We start from the raw sequence: 18,518 nt of genomic DNA on the forward strand, positions 1-18,518 counted from the left end.
CGATAATTGCAAAACGCCCGTTCAGCCTGAGCGAAGTCGAAGGCCACGGACCGACCTTGCGGCCAGGTCCGGGGCGTGCACTTCGACTTCGCTCCGTGCGAACGGCTTTAGCCCGCCCAGGCCTCGAACGGCAGGTCCAGCGCCTCGGCGACCGCCGCGTGGCGGATCTTGCCGCCCGAGACGTTCAGGCCGTTCGCCAGATGCGCGTCGGCCTTCATCGCGGCCTCGGCACCCATGTTCGCCAGCTTGACCGCGAAGGGCAGGGTGGCGTTGTTCAGCGCGAAGGTCGAGGTGCGGGCGACCGCGCCGGGCATGTTGGCGACGCAGTAATGGATCACGCCGTCGACCTCGAACACCGGGTCCTGATGGGTGGTGGCATGGCTGGTCTCGAAGCAGCCCCCCTGGTCGATCGCGATGTCGACCATCACCGATCCGCGCTTCATCGTCTTCAGCATGTCGCGGGTGACCAGCTTGGGCGCCGCCGCACCGGGGACCAGCACCGCGCCGATGACGAGGTGCGCATTCTTCACCGCCGCCGCGATCGCCGCCTTGGAGGCATAGGCGGTCTTGATCTGGCTGGAGAAGAACATGTCCAGCTCGGCCAGACGGTCGTTGTTGATGTCATAGATGGTGACGTCGGCACGGAGACCCACCGCCATCTGCGCCGCGTTCACGCCCGAGACGCCGCCGCCCAGGATCGCGACCTTGGCGGGTGCCACGCCGGGCACGCCGCCGAGCAGGATGCCGCGACCGCCCTGCTGCTTTTCCAGATAATGCGCGCCGACCTGCACCGCCATGCGGCCAGCGACCTCGGACATCGGCTTCAGGAGCGGCACGCCGCCGCGCGGGGAGGTGACCGTCTCATAGGCGATGCAGGTCGCGCCCGACTTCATCAGCCCCTCGGCCTGCGGCTTGTCGGCGGCGAGGTGGAGATAGGTGAACAGGACGTGGTGCGGGCGCAGCATCGCGACCTCGACCGCCTGCGGCTCCTTGACCTTCACGATCATCTCGGCCTGGTCGAACACCTCGGCCGCGGTGGCGACGATCCGCGCGCCCGCGTCGACATAGTCCTGGTCCTCGAAATCGATGCCGCTGCCGGCCTTGGTCTCGACGATGACCTCGTGACCGGCCGCGACCAGCTCGGCGACCGAGGGCGGGGTCAGGCCGACGCGATATTCGTGGTTCTTGATTTCCTTGGGGACACCGACGCGCATGACGAACTCTCCTGAAAAGGCGTTGTCCCGATAATAGCGCCGATCAGGCGGGAGAGGTGTGCAAAGCCGTCCCGGAGGATCGTATAAAATGGGATTTCCTTGCGCGCGGGGCGGGTGTAGCGGGATGGAATGTCCGACGCGATCGACCGCCGCATCCTGGCCCAGCTGGCCCGCGATTCCGACCTCACCAGCGCCGCGCTGGGGGAGAAGGTCGGGCTGTCCGCCAGCGCGGCGCATCGCCGGGTGGCGCAGCTGCGGGAAAGCGGGGTGATCTGCGGCTATCGCGCGATCCTGAGCCATGAGGCGCGGGGGCGGCCCTCCACGGTGATGGTCAATGTCACGCTCAAGGACCAGCGCCAGGATACCATGGCCGCGTTCGAGCGCGAGATCCTGCGCTGTCCCGAGATCGTGGAGTGTTTCCTGATGAGCGGCGAGGCGGATTACATGATCCAGGTCGAGGTCCGCCGCGACGACAGCTATGAGCGTATTCACCGCGAGACGCTGGCGCGATTGCCGGGGGTGACGCGGCTGGCCTCGCACTTCGTGATCCGCGAGGTGGTGCGGCGGTCCTAGGGGCGATCGACGTTCAGCGATGCCTTCCATTCCCTCGACCCTCGCAAAGGGGAGAGGGTGGCGCAGACTTGGCCTTTGCGAGAGCAAAGGCTTAGTCGGAGCTGGGTGAGGGGTGGGCGCTCGCGAAGCGAGCGCGCGAGCCTTTGGGCTCGCTCAACCCCTCACCCAAGCTGCGCTAGCCAGCAGGCTGGCAAGCTTCGCTAACCCTCTCCCCTGTCCAGGGGAGAGGGGAAGAAGACGCCATCGTGAATGCCGACCCGCCCTAAAAATCCTCCCCGTGCCGGGCAGGATCGAACCGTGCTTCCCACCCCTCGAATCTCCCGATAGGGATCGGCCCATGGCACAGTTTGCTTTCACGTCCCCCATCCTCCGCGCCGCGCTTGCGGCAATGGCGATCGCGCTGACCCCCGCCGCCGCCTTTGCCGATGGGCTGGTCGACAATGTCACGGGCCTCACGCTGGGCAAGGACGGCAAGGTGGTGCGCTTCACCGGCCTGCTGATGAGCCCGGACGGCAAGGTGACGAAGCTGTTGTCGGCCAAGGACAAGCGCCCCGAAAAGCTCGACTGGCGCGCCGACATGAAGGGGCGGGTGCTGATCCCCGGCTTCGTCGATTCGCATGGCCATGTGATGGGGCTGGGCTTTCGCTTGCTCGAACTCGATCTCGCCCCCACCAAGTCGCTGGACGAAGCCAAGGCGCGGATCGCGGCCTATGCGGCGGCCAATCCCGATCGCAAATGGGTGATGGGCGGCGGCTGGAACCAGGAGGCCTGGGGGCTGGGCCGCTTCCCCACCGCCGCCGATCTCGACGCGGTGGTGCCCGACCGCGCGGTCATCATGGAGCGCGCCGACGGCCATGCGCTCTGGGCCAACAGCGCGGCGATGAAGGCGGCGGGGATCACCGCCAAGACCGTCTCGCCCCCCGGCGGCCGGATCGAGAAGGTCGGCGGGCAGCCATCGGGCGTGTTCGTCGATGCGGCGATGGCGCTGATCCAGAAGGTGGTGCCGCAGCCGCTCGCCAAGGATCGCAACGCCGCCTTCCTGAAGGCGCAGAACGACCTGCTGTCGCATGGCATCACCGCGACCGCCGACATGGGCACGACGCTGGACGAATGGATGACCTATCGCCGGATGGGCGATGCGGGCAATCTGCGCGTCCGCATCATGAGCTATGGCGGCGGGATCGAGGACACGGTGCGGATCGGCGGCACCGGGCCGACCCAGTGGCTGTACAACAACCGGCTGCGGCTGGTCGGGGTCAAGCTGTACGGCGACGGCGCGCTGGGATCGCGCGGGGCCTGGCTGAAACAGCCCTATGCCGATGCACCGGGTCAGACGGGGCTGGGCTTCATGACCGACGACGTCATCCGCAACCTGATGAGCCGCGCGGCGATGGACAAATATCAGGTCGCGGTCCACGCGATCGGCGACCGGGCCAATGCGCAGGTGCTCGACGCGATCGACGAGCTGGCCGAGACCTATAAGGGCGACCGGCGCTGGCGGATCGAGCATGCGCAGGTGGTCGATCCCGCCGACCTGCCGCGCTTCGGCCGCCATGGCATCATCGCCTCGATGCAGCCGGTGCACGAGACCAGCGACCGCCAGATGGCCGAGGCGCGGCTGGGCCCGGCGCGGCTGTCGGGGGCCTATGCGTGGAACACCATGCTGAAGAACGGCGCGACCCTGGTCTTCGGGTCCGACTATCCGGTCGAGAGCCCCGATCCCTTTGCGGGCTGGGCGGCGGCGATCACCCGGCAGGGCGCGGACGGCCAGCCCTATGGCGGGTGGCAGCCGCAGGAGATCATCGGGCGCGAGGCGGCGTGGCGCGCCTTCACCATGGACGGCGCCTATGCGGGCTTTGCCGAGGATCTGTTCGGGCGGCTGGGCGTGGGTCAGCAGGCGGACTTCGTGATCGTCGACCGCAACCCGCTGGACGCCAACCCCAGCGAGCTGCGCGCGACCCAGATCGAGGAGACGTGGATCGGCGGGCAGAAGGTCTGGGAGCGGCGCTGATCCATCCCGGATCGGGACGCGGATCGATAATGATTTGGCAGGGCATCGGGGCGTATCCCGAGCGCATGAAACATCGTCTGCTCGTCGCGGGCCTGGCCCTGGCCGCCCTCCCATCGCTTGCGGTCGCGTCGCCGGTTGTGGGGATCGATGCGCTCAAGCAGTGGAATCTGATCGTGCTGGGCGACCTGACCTCCAGTTCGGAGGTGGAGGGGCGGACCTTTGTCGGTGGCAATCTCAGCGGCAATTCGTCCAACTACCAGATCCGCACGGTGGCCGCGTCCGACTATGCGCTGCCCGGACTGACCGTCGTCGGCGACGTGCTGGGCGGCACCAAGAACCTGAACAACGGGTCGGGGGCGCTGGTCGGTGGCAATGTCCAGAGCGGCTTCAACCTGAACGGTGGCATCCAGACGGTGAAGGTCGGCGGCCTCCTGTCCAACACCAACATCAACCAGAATATCGTCCAGGCGGGGCTGGGCACCAGCGATCCAGGCTTCGTCGCGGGCCTGAACCAGCAGAAGACGTTGCTGGCGAGCAGCATGACCGATCTGTCGAACAGCTATGCCGGGCTGGCGGCGACCGGGCAGGTGGCGATCAGCGGCAACCGCGCGACCTTCAACGCGGTGGTGGGCGCCAATGGCGTGGGCGTCTTTAACCTGACCGCCGCCGACCTGTCGCGCTTCGGCGAGATCGCGTTCAACACCAATGGCGCCGATACGGTGATCGTCAATGTCAGCGGATCGTCGATCCGGCTGGACGACAATTTCCTGGGCGGCGCGACGGGGTTGGGCGAGCATGTCATCTGGAACTTTCCCGACGCGACCAGCCTGGAGCTGACGACCGCGTGGAAGGGCTCGGTCCTGGCGCCCAAGGCGGCGGCGGTGACGGGCAATTATATCGAGGGCTCGGCCGTGTTCGGCAGTCTGATCCAGAACGGCGAATTTCATCTGGGCACCTATATCGGTACCTATTCGCCGCCCGCACCCAATCCGCCAAGCAGCTCGGGCGGCGGGACGGGCAGCAGCGGCGGATCGCCCGCGCCGGTGCCGGAGCCCGCCAGTCTGTTGCTGATGGCCGGGGGACTGGGCCTGTTGGCGATGGTGATGCGGCGGCGGCGCGCATCGGCCTGACGGCGGGTGCGTCGCGTGGCCTTCGACTGCGCTCAGGCCGAACGGTGGTTTGAGGCATCCCTCGCGCCGCTCAGCCTGAGCGAAGCCGAAGGCCACGCGACACCCGGGCAACGAAAAAGGCCGGTCCGCCCCCGCGAACCGGCCTTTTTGCATTTCCGAAACCGGGTCGATCAGGCGACGGCGGCCTGTTCGCCCTCGTCGGGCTCGCGCAGCACATAGCCGCGGCCCCAGACCGTCTCGATATAATTCTCGCCCTCGCAGGCCAGGCTCAGCTTCTTGCGCAGCTTGCAGATGAAGACGTCGATGATCTTCAGCTCGGGCTCGTCCATGCCGCCATAGAGATGGTTCAGGAACATCTCCTTGGTCAGCGTCGTGCCCTTGCGGAGCGACAGCAGCTCCAGCATCGCATATTCCTTGCCGGTCAGGTGGACGCGCGCGCTGTCGACCTCGACCGTCTTGGCGTCGAGATTGACCGCCAGCTTGCCGGTGCGGATGATCGACTGCGAATGGCCCTTGGAGCGGCGGACCACGGCGTGGATGCGCGCGATCAGTTCCTCGCGGTGGAACGGCTTGGTGACGTAATCGTCCGCGCCGAAGCCGAAGCTGCGCACCTTCGAGTCCATCTCGTTGATGCCGGAGAGGATCAGGACCGGGGTCGAGACACGGGCGACGCGCAGCCGCTTCAGCACGTCATAGCCATGCATGTCGGGCAGGTTCAGATCGAGCAGGATGATGTCGTAATCATACAGCTTGCCGAGATCGAGGCCTTCTTCGCCCAGATCGGTGGTATAGACGTTGAAGCCTTCGCTGCCGAGCATGAGCTCGATCGCCTTGGCGGTCGTCGGTTCGTCCTCGATCAGCAATACGCGCATCGATTGTCCCCATTCGCGGAAATGTCGCCCCCTGTGCCCCGGCGACTGGTATTCTAAACATTAACCAATGCAGCAGTGAACGTAAAAGGTTAATTCGGTCCTAACCCGGAACATTGTCGTCGGGTTTCAGCCTGGCGCCGGGGCCGAGCAGCGTCTGGTGTTCGACGCGCGGAATATCCTCGCCCAGCACTTCGCGCAGATACAGGCTGCGGATCAGGGTGAAGGCGACGATCAGCAGCGCGGCGGAGAAGAACAGCCCGAACAGGCCGAAGATCGTGCCAATGCCGATGATCGCGAACAGCGTGACCGCCGGGGGGATGGCGACCACGCGGCTGGTGACGAAGGGGGTGATCGCGTTGGTCTGGACCAGCCGGACGACCGCGAAGGTGATGAGCGTGCCGATGATCGCGCCGTTGCCGCCCTGCGCGGCCAGCCCCAGCGCGGGCAGCATCGCGGCGATCGGCCCGACATAGGGCACGAACTCGCTAAGGCCGGTCAGCAGCCCCAGCGCGGCGGCGGAGGGCACGCCCGCAATGGCGAGCCCGACGCCGACCAGCACCCCCATCGTCGTCATCTGGATCAGCTGCGCGCGCAGCCACAGGCGCAGCGTCGACCCCGTGTCGAACAGCGCATCCTCCATCGCCGACCGCATCGAGCGGGGCACGAGCAGCAGGAAGCCGCGCTCATAGATCTTGGGATCGGCCGCGAAGAACAGCGCGCCGACCAGCAGCAGCAAACAGTTGAGCACGAACTCCCCCGCGCCCGACACGATGCCGCCGATATCCTGCGCGACGCGACTGCCCGCATAGGCGGCGCGCACCGCGTCGACGACCTTGGCCCCGACCGGCGACTGCGACGCCCAGGCGGCGAGCTGGTCGATCAGGATCGGCAGTTGCGTGACCAGCGTGTTGAGCTGCTGGCGAAAGGCGACGCCGAACAGCCAGGCCAGGAACCCCAGCACCGCCAGCACGGTGGCGACCGACAGGGTCAGCGATCGCTTCGGCCCGATCGGCAGGTGATCGGCATAGAGGTCGGCGATCGCATGGATGACGATCGCCCCCAGCACCGATCCGAAGGCGAGGATCAACAGGTCGCCCGCGCGGAACAGGGCGGCGGTGATGCCCAGGACCAGCAGGGTCAGGACGATGCGGCGGATGAAGCGCGCGTCGCTGTCGTCGGGGCGCAGCCGGTTCATCGCACCGCCTCCCGTTCGCGCGCCACGGTACAGGGATCGCGCACCGTATCGGCCAGCCAGGCGATCAGCGCCTCGACGCGGGCGGGGCGCAAGGGGCTGGGCGGGGTCAGCAGATGCAGCCCGATCGGCGGCGGCGTCCAGTCCTCCAGGATCGGCACGACGCGCCCGCTGGCCATGTGCGGCCCGATGATGAAGCCCGGCAGCCGCGCGATGCCCAGCCCGGCGACGACCGCAGGCACCAGCGCGTCGCCGCTATTGGCGGTCAGCGGACCCTGTGGCCGCACCGACACCTCGGCCCCGCCGGGATGGCGGAAACGCCAGGGTCCGGTGACGTTGGAATAGCTGAGCAGCCGATGCTCGCCCAGTTCGTTGGGATGGTGCGGCGTGCCATGTTCGGCCAGATAGCCGGGCGAGGCGACGACATGGGTTGAGATGCCGCACAGCCGCCGGGCGCGCAGCGAACTGTCGGGCAGGTCGGCGATGCGCAGCGCGATGTCATAGCCCTCCGCGACGATATCGACCTTGGCGTCGGACAGGCTCAGCTCGATCTCGATCCCCGGATGCCGCGCCAGGAAGTCGGCGATGACCGGCGCGATGTTGGTGACGCCGAACGACATCGGCGCGGCCAGCCGGATGCGGCCCGCCGGTGCGCTGGCGGCGTCGCGCGCGGCCTCCTCGGCGGCGCGTGCCTCGGCCAGGATGCGCGCAGCATGCTCGGCCAGCGGCTTGCCCGCCTCGGTCAGCGCCAGGCGGCGCGAGGTGCGGTGGAACAGCGACTGGTTGAGCTGCGCCTCCAGCCGGGTGATCGCCTTGGACACGGTCGCCTTGGACAGCCCGATGGCATCGGCGGCGGCGCTGAACGAACGATGCTCGACCACGGCGGCGAAGATCGCCCAGGCCTCCAGATCCGGCAGACGCATCGCTTTCCCTTGCCCCTTCGCGCGACCATCGGCGATCGGCTCCGCGTTACAATGAACGTGGAAACGATCGGTTTCCAGCGTTTCCGTTTACGCGATCTTATTCGACCCTATCTTGTGAGCATCCAAGGGAGAAATTCCATGACTGCCATTACTGCCGAGAAGGGCATCGACCGTCGCAGTTTCGAAAGCCTGGGCCATGCCAATCATGGCTGGCTGGACGCGCGGCATCATTTTTCCTTCGCCAGCTATTACGATCCCGCCCGCATGGGCTGGGGCGCGATCCGGGTGTGGAACGACGACGTCATCGCGCCCAATGCCGGTTTCCCGCCGCATCCCCATGCCGATATGGAGATCATTACCTATGTCCGCACCGGCGCGATCACCCACCAGGATTCGATGGGCAATGTTGGCCGTACCGCGGCGGGCGACGTGCAGGTGATGAGCGCCGGGTCGGGCGTCCGTCACGCCGAATATAATCTCGAGAACGAGCCGACGACGCTCTTCCAGATCTGGGTCGAGCCGCGCAGCCGTGGCGGCCAGCCCAGTTGGGGCGCCAAGCCCTTTCCCAAGGGCGAGCGGTCGGGTCGGTTCGTGACGCTGGCCAGCGGCTTCGACGATGACGGCGATGCGCTGCGCATCCGTGCCGATGCCCGCGTGCTGGCCGCGACGCTGCGCGCCGGGGAAAGCGTCGAGCACCGGGTGGGCGCGGGGCGTCACGCCTATCTCGTCCCCGCCACCGGACGGATCGAAATCGACGGTGTGCCGTTCGCGGCACGCGATGGTGCGGCGCTGTCGGGCGATGCGGAAGGCCGCACGGTGACGATCACCGCCATCGAGGATGCCGAGATCGTTTTGGTCGATTCCGAATAATTCCATTTACCCAAGGGAGTATTTCACATGGCGAAGGTTCTGGTCCTTTATTACTCGTCCTATGGCCATATCGAGCAGATGGCCGACGCCATCGCCGAGGGCGCACGCTCGGCCGGTGCCGAGGTGGACATCCGCCGCGTCGCCGAGACCGCCCCGGCCGAGGTGGTCGCTGCGGCGCACTTCAAGACCGACACCGCGCACCCCGAGATCGAGGGCCCCGACGCGCTGACCCATTATGACGCGATCATCGTCGGGACGCCGACCCGCTATGGCCGGATGGCCAGCCAGATGGCGGCCTTCTGGGACACGACCGGCGGCGTGTGGATGCGCGGCGGCCTGGTCGGCAAGGTCGGCGGCGCCTTCACCTCGACCGCCAGCCAGCATGGCGGGCAGGAGACGACCCTGTTCTCGGTCCTGACCAACCTGATCCACCACGGCATGACCATCGTCGGCTTGGATTATGGGTTCCAGGGGCAGATGGGCGTCAAGGAAGTCCATGGCGGCACGCCCTATGGCGCGTCGACGCTGGCGGACGGCGACGGCAGCCGCCAGCCCAGCCAGGTCGATCTGGACGGCGCCCGCTATCAGGGCAAGCGCATCGCCGAGACGGCGGCCAAGCTGTTCGGTTGATATAATCGGCATTGCGTCTTCTTCCCCTCTCCCCTGTCCAGGGGAGAGGGTTAGCGAAGCTTGCCAGCCTGCTGGCTAGCGCAGCTTGGGTGAGGGGTTGAGCGAGCCCAAAGGCTCGCGCGCTCGCGGAGCGAGCGCCCACCCCTCACCCAGCTCCGACTAAGCCTTTGCTTTCGCAAAGACCAAGTCTGCGCAACCCTCTCCCCTCTGCGAGGGGCGAGGGAAGGAAAGGTATTGGTGGATATCGATCCGACTTGGGGACGGGGGTGCCGAAGGGTGTCCCCGTTCTTCGTGTCGGGCTTGGCCTTCGACTTCGCTCAGGCTGAACGGAGGTTGGGGAACGGGGCTGGATACCAAACCCCGTTCAGCCTGAGCGAAGTCGAAGGCCAAGGGAAACCCTATCGCCGCTTCCCCTTCGTCTTCACCGGCGCAGGCGGAGCCGCCACCGGCACCGGCGGCTGGCTCGTGACCACCACATTCAACGGATCGCGCACGCCCGGATCGGCGGGAAACTGCGCGCGTGCCTTGGCAAAGACCGCTCGCGCCTGCGCCGCGCCCGGTTCGGTCGGACTGGTCCCGACCCAGCGCCAGTGCCACGGCTCCCACTTCACCCGCTGCCTGTTGCCCGCCGGAAAGCTCATCTCGAATCCGAAGCGCGACGCGTTGGCGATCAGCCAGCGTGCGGCCGGGGTCGCCGCCATGCAGGCCTCGGCATCGGGGCAGCCCTTGGCCGGGCGGACCGCGAAGTCCAGCGCATAGCCGGTCGCATGCTCGCTATGCCCCGCAGGCGCGACCGAGACGGCGCGCTCGGCGGCGGACACGCTGCCGTCGCGGCAGAAGACGTTGCGCTGGCGTGCGACCTCGCGGTGGCAGGACAGGCCGCGCAGCGTGCCCCCCACCGACGGATCGCGGCGGGCCGCGTCGAGCAGCCGCTGAAGATCGGGGATCATCGCCCGGTGCAGGCGGCAATAGGGCTTGAGCCCGAAGCCTGCCGGGGCGGCCACGATGTCCTCGGGCGGCGCATCGCCGTAAGCGAAATGCCCCGCGACCCGGCCATCGGGGCCGGGCGGCGGCAGCGCACCGTCGCAGGATTGCGCCTGTGCCGTCACGGGCATCGCGGCGATCGTCAGTAGTGCGAGAAAGCGCAGGAAAAGGGCGGGGGCGGTCGGCATGACGCGCGCGCCTCTGGCATGTCGGCGCGCACGGTGGCAAGGGAGCGGCATGCACGGAGATCGCGTTCTATTCATCGACGGCGAAGCGCTGGTGATCGACAAACCGGCGGGCTTGCCTGTCGATCGGCCCCGTAACGGGTCGATCAGCCTCGAAAACCATCTGGAATCGCTCAAATTCGGGTTCAAGCGCTGGCCGACCGCGGTCCACCGGCTGGACCGCGACACCAGCGGCTGCCTGTTGCTGTCGCGTAATCCCAAGGCGCATGCCCGCTTCCAGCAGGCGTTCGAGGCCGGGCTGGTCGAGAAGCGCTATCTGGCGGTGCTGAACGGCGTGGTCGAGGGCGAAGGGATGATCGACCTGGCGCTGGCCAAGGTTTCGACGCGTGAGACGGGCTGGCGGATCGTCGCCGATCCGGCGGGCAAGGCGGCCCGCACCGGCTGGCGCGCGCTGCGCCATGAGGGCGGGCGGACGCTGGTCGAATTCCGTCCCGAAACCGGCCGCACGCATCAGATCCGCGTCCATGCCGCCACGGGTCTCGGCGCGCCGGTGGTGGGCGATCCCGTGTACGGCGCGGGCGAGGCGGGGGGGATGCTGCTCCACGCCGCGAGCCTGACGCTGCCGCGCGGCGAGGCCAAGGACCCGATCACGGCGGAGGCCCCGTTGCCCGAACGCTTCGGCGCGTTTCGCGACTAGGGCGGACCGACGATGGCGCTGATCCCCGTCACCCGCGCCATCGCGATCGACGAGCGCGAGATCGCCGAGAGCTTCACCCGCGCCTCCGGGCCGGGCGGGCAGCATGTCAACACGACCGACAGCGCGGTGCTGCTGCGCTTCGACGTGGGCGGCTCGCCGAGCTTGCCGGAGGCGGTGAAGATGCGGCTGGCCGTGCTGGCGGGGCAGCGGCTGAGCAAGGACGGCGTGCTGACCCTGCGCGCCGATGCCAGCCGGTCGCAGGAGATGAACCGGCGTGAGGTGCGCGAGCGGCTGATCGACCTGATCCGCGAGGCGACGATCGTGCCCAAGAAGCGGCGGCCGACCAAACCCACCCGCGCGTCCCAGACCCGGCGGGTCGATGCCAAGAAGGGGCGGGCGCAGGTGAAGGCGGGGCGAGGAAAGGTCCGGTTCGATTGAAAGCGTTGGGGCGTGGCCTTCGACTTCGCTCAGGCTGAACGGCGTGAGGGGTTTGTGGCCCCATATTCCAACGTCCGTTCAGCCTGAGCGAAGTCGAAGGCCACGCGAACCGCTCGCCCAAAGAAAAACGGGCCGGCGAACTGATCGCCGACCCGCTTCCCATTCCCGAAGGGCGAACCCTTTAGCGGCGGACATCCTCGCCCGCGCGGACCAGCGCGTTGCCGGTCGCCTGGCGGGCATTGTCCGCACCCTGCTCGATCTTGTCGCCGGCCCGGTCCAAGCCACGGTCGATATTGTCGCCTGCGCGGTCGGCATGCGCCGCGGCCCGGTCCCCGGCGCGGTCCAGCTTGTCGCCCGCCTTGTCCATGGCATTCTCGGCCGAGTTCAGCGCGCGTGCGGTTGCCGCCTCGACATCGTCCGAGGCGTTCTGCGTCGTCGCCTTCACGTCCGAGCCGATGGCGTCGGCGGCCTGCTCGGTCTGCTGCTGGGCATTCTCGCTGCACGCGGCCACCGACAAGGCGGCGGCACCGGTCAGGGCAAGGATCAGGGCCTTCTTCATGGCAAACACTCCCGTTTTAAACATATGATCGGCGTGCCAACGCAGATTATCCGTTTCGGGTCCGTGTCGGCCGAAATCTGTTCGCTCCGTTGACCGCATATAAAGATATCTTTATATCGTGATCCATGGCCAATGCGCTCGAAATCTTTCGTGCCCTCAGCGATCCGACGCGGCTGCGCATCCTGGCGCTGCTGCGGTCGATGGAGCTGTCGGTGGGCGAACTCGCGCAGGTGCTGGGCCAGAGCCAGCCGCGCGTCAGCCGCCATGTGAAGATCCTGGTCGATGCCGAACTGGCCGAGCGCCGCAAGGAGGGCAGCTGGGTCTTCGTCGCGCTGGGCGACCGCGAGGCGGTGGAGCCGATGATGGCGGCGCTCGATCGCTGGACGGCGGAGGCGCCCGATCCCTGGATGGTCGCCGATGTCGCGCGGCTGGCAGCGGTGCGGGCCGACCGGGCGGCGAGCGCGGCGGCCTGGTTCGAGGATCATGCGGGCGAGTGGGATGCTATCCGATCGCTCCATGTCGCGGACAGCGAGATCGAGGAGGCGATGGCGGGCCTGATCGGCGAGGGCGATCTGGGCGCGCTGATCGATATCGGCACGGGCACGGGGCGGATGCTGGAGCTGTTCGGCGACCGGGCGGATAGCGCGCTGGGCATCGACCGCTCGTCGGAGATGCTGCGGCTGGCCCGCGCCAAGCTGCACGGCCGCGCCAATACCGAGTTGCGGCAGGCGGACCTCTATGCGCTGCCCATGGGCGACGGCGCGGCGGACATCGCGATCCTGCACCATGTCCTGCACTTCGCGCAGCAACCGGGCGCGGCGATCGCCGAGGCGGCGCGGGTGCTGGGGCCGGGCGGGCGGCTGCTGATCGCCGACTTCGCGCCGCATGATCGCGAGGAATTGCGGCAGAAGGCGGCGCATAGCCGCCTGGGTTTCGCCGACGAACAGATGGCGGGCTGGTTCGGCCCCGCCGGGCTGACGCTGGCGCGGACCGAGACGCTGGAGGGCGGCGAGCTGACCGTCAAGCTCTGGCTGGGTGTGAAGAAGGGGCTTCGGCCCGTCGAGACGAATAGGGTGAAGGCGGCATGACGAACACGATCCTGACGCGGGCCGAGGCCGCGCTGGCGCATGAGGAACCGCTGTTCGCCGATGTCGGCGGCGATATCGCGGTCAGCTTCGAATTCTTCCCGCCCAAGACGGAGAAGATGGACGCGCAGCTGTGGGACGCGATCCGCACGCTGGAGCCGCTGGACCCTCGCTTCGTCTCGGTGACCTACGGCGCAGGCGGCTCGACCCGCGAGCGGACCCATGCGACCGTCGCGCGCATCCAGCGCGAGACGACGATGGACGCCGCCGCGCACCTGACCTGTGTCGAGGCGACCCGCGAGGAGATCGACCAGGTCGCGCAGGAATATTGGGCGGCGGGCGTGCGGCATATCGTCGCGCTTCGCGGCGATCCCCCCGCCGAGGGCGCGCGCTTCGTCAGCCATCCCGGCGGCTATGAGAATGCCGCCGATCTGGTCGCGGGCCTGAAGAAGCTGCACCCGTTCGAGATTTCGGTCGCGGCCTATCCCGAATGCCACCCGGACTCGGCGGACCAGAAGGCGGATATCGACAATCTGAAGCGCAAGATCGATGCGGGCGCCAACCGCGCGATTACCCAGTTCTTCTTCTCGCCCGAGGCCTATTTCCGCTTCCGCGATGCCGCCGCCGCCGCAGGGATCGCCGCCGAGATCGTGCCGGGCATCCTGCCGGTGTCCAACGTCGCGCAGACCCGCAAGTTCGCCGCGATGTGCGGTGCGGCGATCCCCGAATGGATGGACCGTCTGTTCGAGGGGCTGGACGATCATCCCGGCGCGCGTCAGCTGGTCGCCGCCACCATCGCCGCCGAAATGTGCCGCCGCCTCTATGCGGGCGGGGTGAAGGGGTTCCACTTCTACACCCTCAACCGCGCCGAACTCGCCTATGCGATCAGCCATTTGCTGGGCGTGCGGGGGAAGAAGGCCGAGGCGGTCGCGGCGGCGTGATCTTAACCCTTCGGGGGTAGGGCGGGGGCGATATGGCAGGCCGTGTCGCCTGTGGCTTTCCCTCCCCCGGCCCCTCCCGCCTGCGGGAGGGGAGAGATGAATTCGAGGGTCGGGGTCGGCGACGGCGCATAACCTACGACCCAAGCACGCCCCTCCCGCAGGCGGGAGGGGATGGGGGAGGGCAGGGCCACGGGCGATGACGTCTGAGGCTACCCACCCCAACGGAACAACCGCTCGCCAGAGCAGGAGCAAGACGATGACGACCCGCGAAACCTTCCTGGCCGAAGCCGCCAAGCGCATCCTGATCACCGACGGCGCGTTCGGCACCGAGATCCAGAACTGGAAGCTGGACGAGGCGGCCTATGCGGGAACGCTGGGCCTGTCCCATGACCAGAAGGGCAATAACGACATCCTGGCGCTGACCAAGCCCGAGGTGCCCGAGGCCATCCACCGCGCCTATTTCGAGGCGGGGGCGGACATTGCCGAGACCAACACCTTCTCCGCCAACCGGATCAGCCAGGCCGATTATGGCGCGGAACATCTGGTGCGCGAGATCAATGTCGAGAGCGCCAAGCTCGCCCGCCGCATCGCCGACGAATTCGCCGCGAAGGACGGCCGCCCCCGCTTCGTCGCGGGCGCGATCGGGCCGACCAACAAGACGCTGTCGCTGTCGCCGGATGTCAACGATCCGGGTTATCGCGAGATCGACTTCGATTACCTCAAGGACGTGTACCGCGAACAGATCGACGCGCTGGTCGAGGGCGGCGCGGACTTCATCCTGATCGAGACGGTGTTCGATACGCTGAACGCCAAGGCCGGGATCATGGCGACGATCGAGGCGGGCGAGGCGCTGGGCCGCGACATCCCGATCATGTTGTCGATGACGCTGACCGACCTGTCGGGCCGCAACCTGTCGGGCCACACGGTCGAGGCCTTCTGGCACGCGGTGCGCCATGCCAAGCCGCTGACCATCGGGCTGAACTGCTCGTTCGGCGCCGAGCAGCTACGCCCGCACGTCAAGACGCTGTCGGAAATCTGCGACACGCTTATCATGATCTACCCCAATGCCGGGCTGCCCAACGAACTGGGCGCCTATGACGAAGCGCCCGTCACCACCGCCGGTCTGGTCGGCGAATGGGCGGTCGAGGGGCAGGTCAATGTGCTGGGCGGCTGCTGCGGCTCGACCCCTGCGCATATCAAGGCGATCGCCGACAAGGTGAAGGGTATGACGCCCCGCACCATCCCGACCCCGCCGGTCGTCACCCGCCTCGCCGGGCTGGAGCCGTTCACCATGGCGGCCTGATCTGCAAAGCCCCTCCTCTTCAGGGGAGGGGTTGGGGGTGGGGCGTTGCCTGCATCCCGGACCTTTGACTGCCTGGACAGGCCCCACCCCAACCCCTCCCCTGAAGGGGAGGGGCTAGGAACAAGACGATGACCAACACCTCCACCAGTTTCGTCAATGTCGGCGAGCGGACCAACGTCACCGGATCGGCGGCGTTCAAGAAGATGATCCTGGCGGGCGATTACACCCGCGCGGTGGAGGTGGCGCGTAGCCAGGTCGAGAATGGCGCGCAGGTGGTCGACGTCAACATGGACGAAGGGCTGCTCGACGCCGAATATGCCATGACCACCTTCCTCAAGCTGATCGCCGCCGAGCCCGACATCGCGCGCGTGCCGATCATGATCGACAGCTCGAAATGGAGCGTGATCGAGGCGGGGCTGAAGTGCGTTTCCGGCAAGCCGATCGTCAACTCGATCAGCATGAAGGAAGGCGAGGAGGCGTTCCTCCATTATGCCCGCCGCTGCATGGCGTACGGCGCGGCGGTGGTCGTCATGGCGTTCGACGAGGTCGGCCAGGCCGACACCAAGGACCGCAAGGTCGAGATTTGCGCGCGCGCCTATGACCTCCTGATGTCGATCGGCTTCCCGCCCGAGGACATCATCTTCGACCCCAATGTCTTTGCGGTTGCGACCGGGATCGAAGAGCATAACAATTACGGCGTCGACTTCATCGAGGCGTGCCGCGAGATCAAGGCGCGCTGCCCGCACGTCCATATCTCGGGCGGCCTGTCGAACCTGTCGTTCAGCTTCCGCGGCAACGAGCCGGTGCGCCGCGCGATGCATTCGGTGTTCCTCTACCACGCCATCCCGGCGGGCATGGACATGGCGATCGTCAATGCGGGCCAGCTCGACGTGTACGACACGATCGACCCCGAACTGCGCACCGCCTGCGAGGATGTGATCCTCAATCGCGACCCGGAAGCGGGCGAGCGTCTGGTGGCGCTGGCCGAGCGCTATCGCGGCACCGATGCGGTGGCCGAGAAGCAGGCCGCCGAGTGGCGCAGCCTGCCCGTCACCAAGCGGCTGGAATATGCGCTGGTCAAGGGCATCGACGCGCATGTCGTCGACGATACCGAGGAATGCCGCCAGCAATTCGCCCGGCCCATCGAGGTGATCGAAGGCCCGCTGATGGACGGCATGAACGTCGTCGGCGACCTGTTCGGATCGGGCAAGATGTTCCTGCCGCAGGTGGTGAAGTCCGCCCGCGTCATGAAGAAGGCGGTCGCGCACCTCCTCCCCTTCATCGAGGCGGCGAAGGAGCCGGGCGCCAAGGGCAAGGGCAAGATCGTGCTCGCGACCGTCAAGGGCGACGTCCACGATATCGGCAAGAACATCGTCGGCGTGGTGCTCCAGTGCAACGGCTTCGAGGTGGTCGATCTGGGCGTCATGGTCCCCTGGTCGAAGATCATCGCGGCGGCGAACGAGAATGACGCCGACATGATCGGCCTGTCGGGCCTCATCACCCCCTCGCTGGACGAGATGGTGACGGTGGGCGAGGAGATGCAGCGGGCGGGCATGACCATGCCGCTGCTGATCGGCGGGGCCACGACGTCGAAGGTCCATACCGCGCTGCGCATCGCGCCTGCCTATTCGGGGCCGGTGGTCCATGTCCTCGACGCATCCCGCGCGGTCGGCGTGGCGACCACGCTCGTGTCCGACACCCAGCGCGACCCCTATGTCGCGCAGGTCGCCGCCGATTATGAAGCCGTCCGCAAGGCGCGTGAGGGCAAGGGGGCGAACGCCCTGTTGCCGCTGGAGGAAGCCCGCGCGCGCGGCTTCGTCGCGGACATGGCGCTGAAGGCGGGCGATCCGAAGCAGCCGGGCGTGCATGTCTATCAGGACTGGGACCTGTCGGACCTGCGCGACTATATCGACTGGACGCCCTTCTTTCGCGCCTGGGAACTGGCGGGCAATTTCCCCGCCATCCTGACCGACGAAGTGGTCGGCGAGAGCGCCAGCGGGCTCTATGCCGATGCGCAAGCCATGCTCGACACGATCATCGCCGAGAAGTGGCTGACCGCACGCGGCGTGGCGGCGCTCTGGCCCTGTCGCCGCGACGGCGATGACGTGATCCTGACTCCCTCTCCCCTCCGGGGAGAGGGCCGGGGTGAGGGGCAGGGGCTGGGCGATACCCTCGCCACCGCCCCTCACCCAACCCTCTCCCCGGAGGGGAGAGGGCTAGAAGCAGGCGAAGTCCGCATTCCCTTCCTGCGTCAGCAGATCGCCAAGCGCGAAGGCCGCGCCAATATGTGCCTGGCCGACTTCATCGACCCGGCGGGCGACTGGATGGGCGGCTTCGCGGTCGGCATCCACGGCATCGATGCGCATATCGAACGCTTCCGGGCGGGGCATGACGATTATAACGACATCCTGCTCAAGGCGCTGGCCGACCGTCTGGCCGAGGCGTTCGCCGAGCGGCTTCATGCGCATGTCCGCACCGACCTGTGGGGCTATGCGGCGGGCGAGCAGTTGACCAACGAGGCGCTGATCCGCGAGCAATATCGCGGCATCCGTCCCGCGCCGGGCTATCCCGCCTGCCCCGAGCACAGCATCAAGCGGACGCTGTTCGACCTGCTGGGGGCGGAAAGCGCGGTCGGACTGGAGTTGACCGATAGCTTCGCGATGCTGCCGACGGCGGCGGTCAGCGGCTTCTACTTCGGGCACGCCCAGGCCGAATATTTCGGCGTCGCGCGGATCGGCGAGGACCAGGTGGCGGATTATGCCACCCGGCGCGGGGTCGATGTCGCGCAGGCGACCCGGTGGTTGCGCCCCAATCTCGATTGATCGGGGCGTTCCCACGATTCCTGACGGCTTGATCTTGATTATTATCAAGGCGAGCGAGCAATCGATGCTAATCACATAGGATATAAAGG

Annotated in this window: 17 protein-coding genes; 11 read left to right on the forward strand and 6 right to left on the reverse strand. The window is 67.4% G+C overall.

Translation table 11 applies throughout. The features are described 5' to 3' along the window. Window positions 1–107 precede the first annotated feature (107 nt). Window positions 108–1,214, reverse strand: coding sequence for an alanine dehydrogenase (gene ald, locus QE385_RS15330; RefSeq protein ID WP_219020561.1), 1,107 nt, complete (start codon window positions 1,212–1,214; stop codon window positions 108–110). A 129-nt stretch (window positions 1,215–1,343) separates the two neighbouring features. On the opposite strand from ald, the gene QE385_RS15335 reads away from it, so the two are divergent. The 3 genes from QE385_RS15335 (at window position 1,344) to QE385_RS15345 (ending at window position 4,928) form a co-directional block, all read left to right on the forward strand. Next, window positions 1,344–1,787: an Lrp/AsnC family transcriptional regulator gene (locus QE385_RS15335; protein ID WP_307103285.1), complete on the forward strand. Its 444-nt coding sequence runs from the start codon at window positions 1,344–1,346 to the stop codon at window positions 1,785–1,787. 337 nt (window positions 1,788–2,124) lie between these two features. Then, on the forward strand, window positions 2,125–3,798 hold the full coding sequence (locus QE385_RS15340; protein WP_307103287.1) for an amidohydrolase: 1,674 nt from the start codon (window positions 2,125–2,127) through the stop codon (window positions 3,796–3,798). 65 nt (window positions 3,799–3,863) lie between these two features. Further along, window positions 3,864–4,928: a choice-of-anchor A family protein gene (locus QE385_RS15345; RefSeq protein ID WP_307103289.1), complete on the forward strand. Its 1,065-nt coding sequence runs from the start codon at window positions 3,864–3,866 to the stop codon at window positions 4,926–4,928. Between the two features lie 170 nt (window positions 4,929–5,098). On the opposite strand, the gene ctrA is transcribed toward QE385_RS15345, so the two are convergent. From ctrA to QE385_RS15360, 3 genes are all read right to left on the reverse strand, one after another. After that, window positions 5,099–5,800, reverse strand: a complete 702-nt coding sequence (gene ctrA, locus QE385_RS15350) for a response regulator transcription factor CtrA (RefSeq protein ID WP_307103291.1) — start codon at window positions 5,798–5,800, stop codon at window positions 5,099–5,101. Between the two features lie 100 nt (window positions 5,801–5,900). Further along, window positions 5,901–6,995 carry an AI-2E family transporter gene (locus tag QE385_RS15355; protein WP_307103293.1) on the reverse strand — a complete coding sequence of 365 codons (1,095 nt, stop codon included), beginning with the start codon at window positions 6,993–6,995 and terminating at the stop codon, window positions 5,901–5,903. Further along, window positions 6,992–7,915: a LysR family transcriptional regulator gene (locus QE385_RS15360; RefSeq protein WP_307103295.1), complete on the reverse strand. Its 924-nt coding sequence runs from the start codon at window positions 7,913–7,915 to the stop codon at window positions 6,992–6,994. Before QE385_RS15360 ends, QE385_RS15355 begins: the two co-directional genes overlap by 4 nt. Window positions 7,916–8,053: 138 nt before the next feature. Here QE385_RS15360 and QE385_RS15365 point away from each other — a divergent pair, with 138 nt between their 5' ends. Beyond that, window positions 8,054–8,785 (forward strand): pirin family protein, encoded by a 732-nt coding sequence (locus QE385_RS15365; RefSeq protein ID WP_307103297.1) that lies wholly within the window; start codon window positions 8,054–8,056, stop codon window positions 8,783–8,785. Between the two features lie 27 nt (window positions 8,786–8,812). Beyond that, complete coding sequence (gene wrbA / locus QE385_RS15370; RefSeq protein WP_307103299.1) at window positions 8,813–9,415, forward strand: NAD(P)H:quinone oxidoreductase; 603 nt, start codon at window positions 8,813–8,815, stop codon at window positions 9,413–9,415. 398 nt (window positions 9,416–9,813) lie between these two features. Here the strand turns inward: wrbA and QE385_RS15375 are convergent, their stop codons facing one another. Beyond that, complete coding sequence (locus QE385_RS15375) at window positions 9,814–10,587, reverse strand: M15 family metallopeptidase (RefSeq protein ID WP_307103300.1); 774 nt, start codon at window positions 10,585–10,587, stop codon at window positions 9,814–9,816. 49 nt (window positions 10,588–10,636) lie between these two features. On the opposite strand from QE385_RS15375, the gene QE385_RS15380 reads away from it, so the two are divergent. Both QE385_RS15380 and arfB read left to right on the forward strand, forming a co-directional pair. Then, on the forward strand, window positions 10,637–11,281 hold the full coding sequence (locus QE385_RS15380) for an RluA family pseudouridine synthase (protein WP_307103302.1): 645 nt from the start codon (window positions 10,637–10,639) through the stop codon (window positions 11,279–11,281). Window positions 11,282–11,293: 12 nt separating this feature from the next. Further along, complete coding sequence (gene arfB / locus QE385_RS15385) at window positions 11,294–11,719, forward strand: alternative ribosome rescue aminoacyl-tRNA hydrolase ArfB (RefSeq protein WP_219020560.1); 426 nt, start codon at window positions 11,294–11,296, stop codon at window positions 11,717–11,719. Between the two features lie 181 nt (window positions 11,720–11,900). Here the strand turns inward: arfB and QE385_RS15390 are convergent, their stop codons facing one another. Continuing rightward, window positions 11,901–12,278: a hypothetical protein gene (locus QE385_RS15390; protein WP_307103304.1), complete on the reverse strand. Its 378-nt coding sequence runs from the start codon at window positions 12,276–12,278 to the stop codon at window positions 11,901–11,903. A gap of 125 nt (window positions 12,279–12,403) precedes the next feature. Between QE385_RS15390 and QE385_RS15395 the strand changes: the two genes are divergently transcribed. From QE385_RS15395 to metH, 4 genes are all read left to right on the forward strand, one after another. Beyond that, the gene (locus QE385_RS15395) at window positions 12,404–13,366 is read left to right on the forward strand and encodes a metalloregulator ArsR/SmtB family transcription factor (RefSeq protein ID WP_307103305.1); all 963 of its coding nucleotides are present in this window, start codon (window positions 12,404–12,406) and stop codon (window positions 13,364–13,366) included. Beyond that, window positions 13,363–14,304 carry a methylenetetrahydrofolate reductase gene (gene metF / locus QE385_RS15400; protein ID WP_307103306.1) on the forward strand — a complete coding sequence of 314 codons (942 nt, stop codon included), beginning with the start codon at window positions 13,363–13,365 and terminating at the stop codon, window positions 14,302–14,304. Before QE385_RS15395 ends, metF begins: the two co-directional genes overlap by 4 nt. A gap of 256 nt (window positions 14,305–14,560) precedes the next feature. Beyond that, on the forward strand, window positions 14,561–15,607 hold the full coding sequence (locus tag QE385_RS15405; protein WP_307103309.1) for a homocysteine S-methyltransferase family protein: 1,047 nt from the start codon (window positions 14,561–14,563) through the stop codon (window positions 15,605–15,607). 128 nt (window positions 15,608–15,735) lie between these two features. Further along, window positions 15,736–18,429, forward strand: a complete 2,694-nt coding sequence (metH, locus tag QE385_RS15410) for a methionine synthase (protein WP_307103311.1) — start codon at window positions 15,736–15,738, stop codon at window positions 18,427–18,429. Window positions 18,430–18,518 lie beyond the last annotated feature (89 nt).

The organism is Sphingomonas sp. SORGH_AS_0950, assembly GCF_030818415.1.
Lineage (GTDB): Bacteria > Pseudomonadota > Alphaproteobacteria > Sphingomonadales > Sphingomonadaceae > Sphingomonas.

What these genes read in the sequence shown, in the direction of transcription:
- ald (WP_219020561.1), bottom strand. Translation starts at nt 1,214, where the DNA reads ATGCGCGTCGGTGTCCCCAAGGAAATCAAGAACCACGAATATCGCGTC.
- QE385_RS15335 (WP_307103285.1), top strand. Translation starts at nt 1,344, where the DNA reads ATGTCCGACGCGATCGACCGCCGCATCCTGGCCCAGCTGGCCCGCGAT.
- QE385_RS15340 (WP_307103287.1), top strand. Translation starts at nt 2,125, where the DNA reads ATGGCACAGTTTGCTTTCACGTCCCCCATCCTCCGCGCCGCGCTTGCG.
- QE385_RS15345 (WP_307103289.1), top strand. Translation starts at nt 3,864, where the DNA reads ATGAAACATCGTCTGCTCGTCGCGGGCCTGGCCCTGGCCGCCCTCCCA.
- ctrA (WP_307103291.1), bottom strand. Translation starts at nt 5,800, where the DNA reads ATGCGCGTATTGCTGATCGAGGACGAACCGACGACCGCCAAGGCGATC.
- QE385_RS15355 (WP_307103293.1), bottom strand. Translation starts at nt 6,995, where the DNA reads ATGAACCGGCTGCGCCCCGACGACAGCGACGCGCGCTTCATCCGCCGC.
- QE385_RS15360 (WP_307103295.1), bottom strand. Translation starts at nt 7,915, where the DNA reads ATGCGTCTGCCGGATCTGGAGGCCTGGGCGATCTTCGCCGCCGTGGTC.
- QE385_RS15365 (WP_307103297.1), top strand. Translation starts at nt 8,054, where the DNA reads ATGACTGCCATTACTGCCGAGAAGGGCATCGACCGTCGCAGTTTCGAA.
- wrbA (WP_307103299.1), top strand. Translation starts at nt 8,813, where the DNA reads ATGGCGAAGGTTCTGGTCCTTTATTACTCGTCCTATGGCCATATCGAG.
- QE385_RS15375 (WP_307103300.1), bottom strand. Translation starts at nt 10,587, where the DNA reads ATGCCGACCGCCCCCGCCCTTTTCCTGCGCTTTCTCGCACTACTGACG.
- QE385_RS15380 (WP_307103302.1), top strand. Translation starts at nt 10,637, where the DNA reads ATGCACGGAGATCGCGTTCTATTCATCGACGGCGAAGCGCTGGTGATC.
- arfB (WP_219020560.1), top strand. Translation starts at nt 11,294, where the DNA reads ATGGCGCTGATCCCCGTCACCCGCGCCATCGCGATCGACGAGCGCGAG.
- QE385_RS15390 (WP_307103304.1), bottom strand. Translation starts at nt 12,278, where the DNA reads ATGAAGAAGGCCCTGATCCTTGCCCTGACCGGTGCCGCCGCCTTGTCG.
- QE385_RS15395 (WP_307103305.1), top strand. Translation starts at nt 12,404, where the DNA reads ATGGCCAATGCGCTCGAAATCTTTCGTGCCCTCAGCGATCCGACGCGG.
- metF (WP_307103306.1), top strand. Translation starts at nt 13,363, where the DNA reads ATGACGAACACGATCCTGACGCGGGCCGAGGCCGCGCTGGCGCATGAG.
- QE385_RS15405 (WP_307103309.1), top strand. Translation starts at nt 14,561, where the DNA reads ATGACGACCCGCGAAACCTTCCTGGCCGAAGCCGCCAAGCGCATCCTG.
- metH (WP_307103311.1), top strand. Translation starts at nt 15,736, where the DNA reads ATGACCAACACCTCCACCAGTTTCGTCAATGTCGGCGAGCGGACCAAC.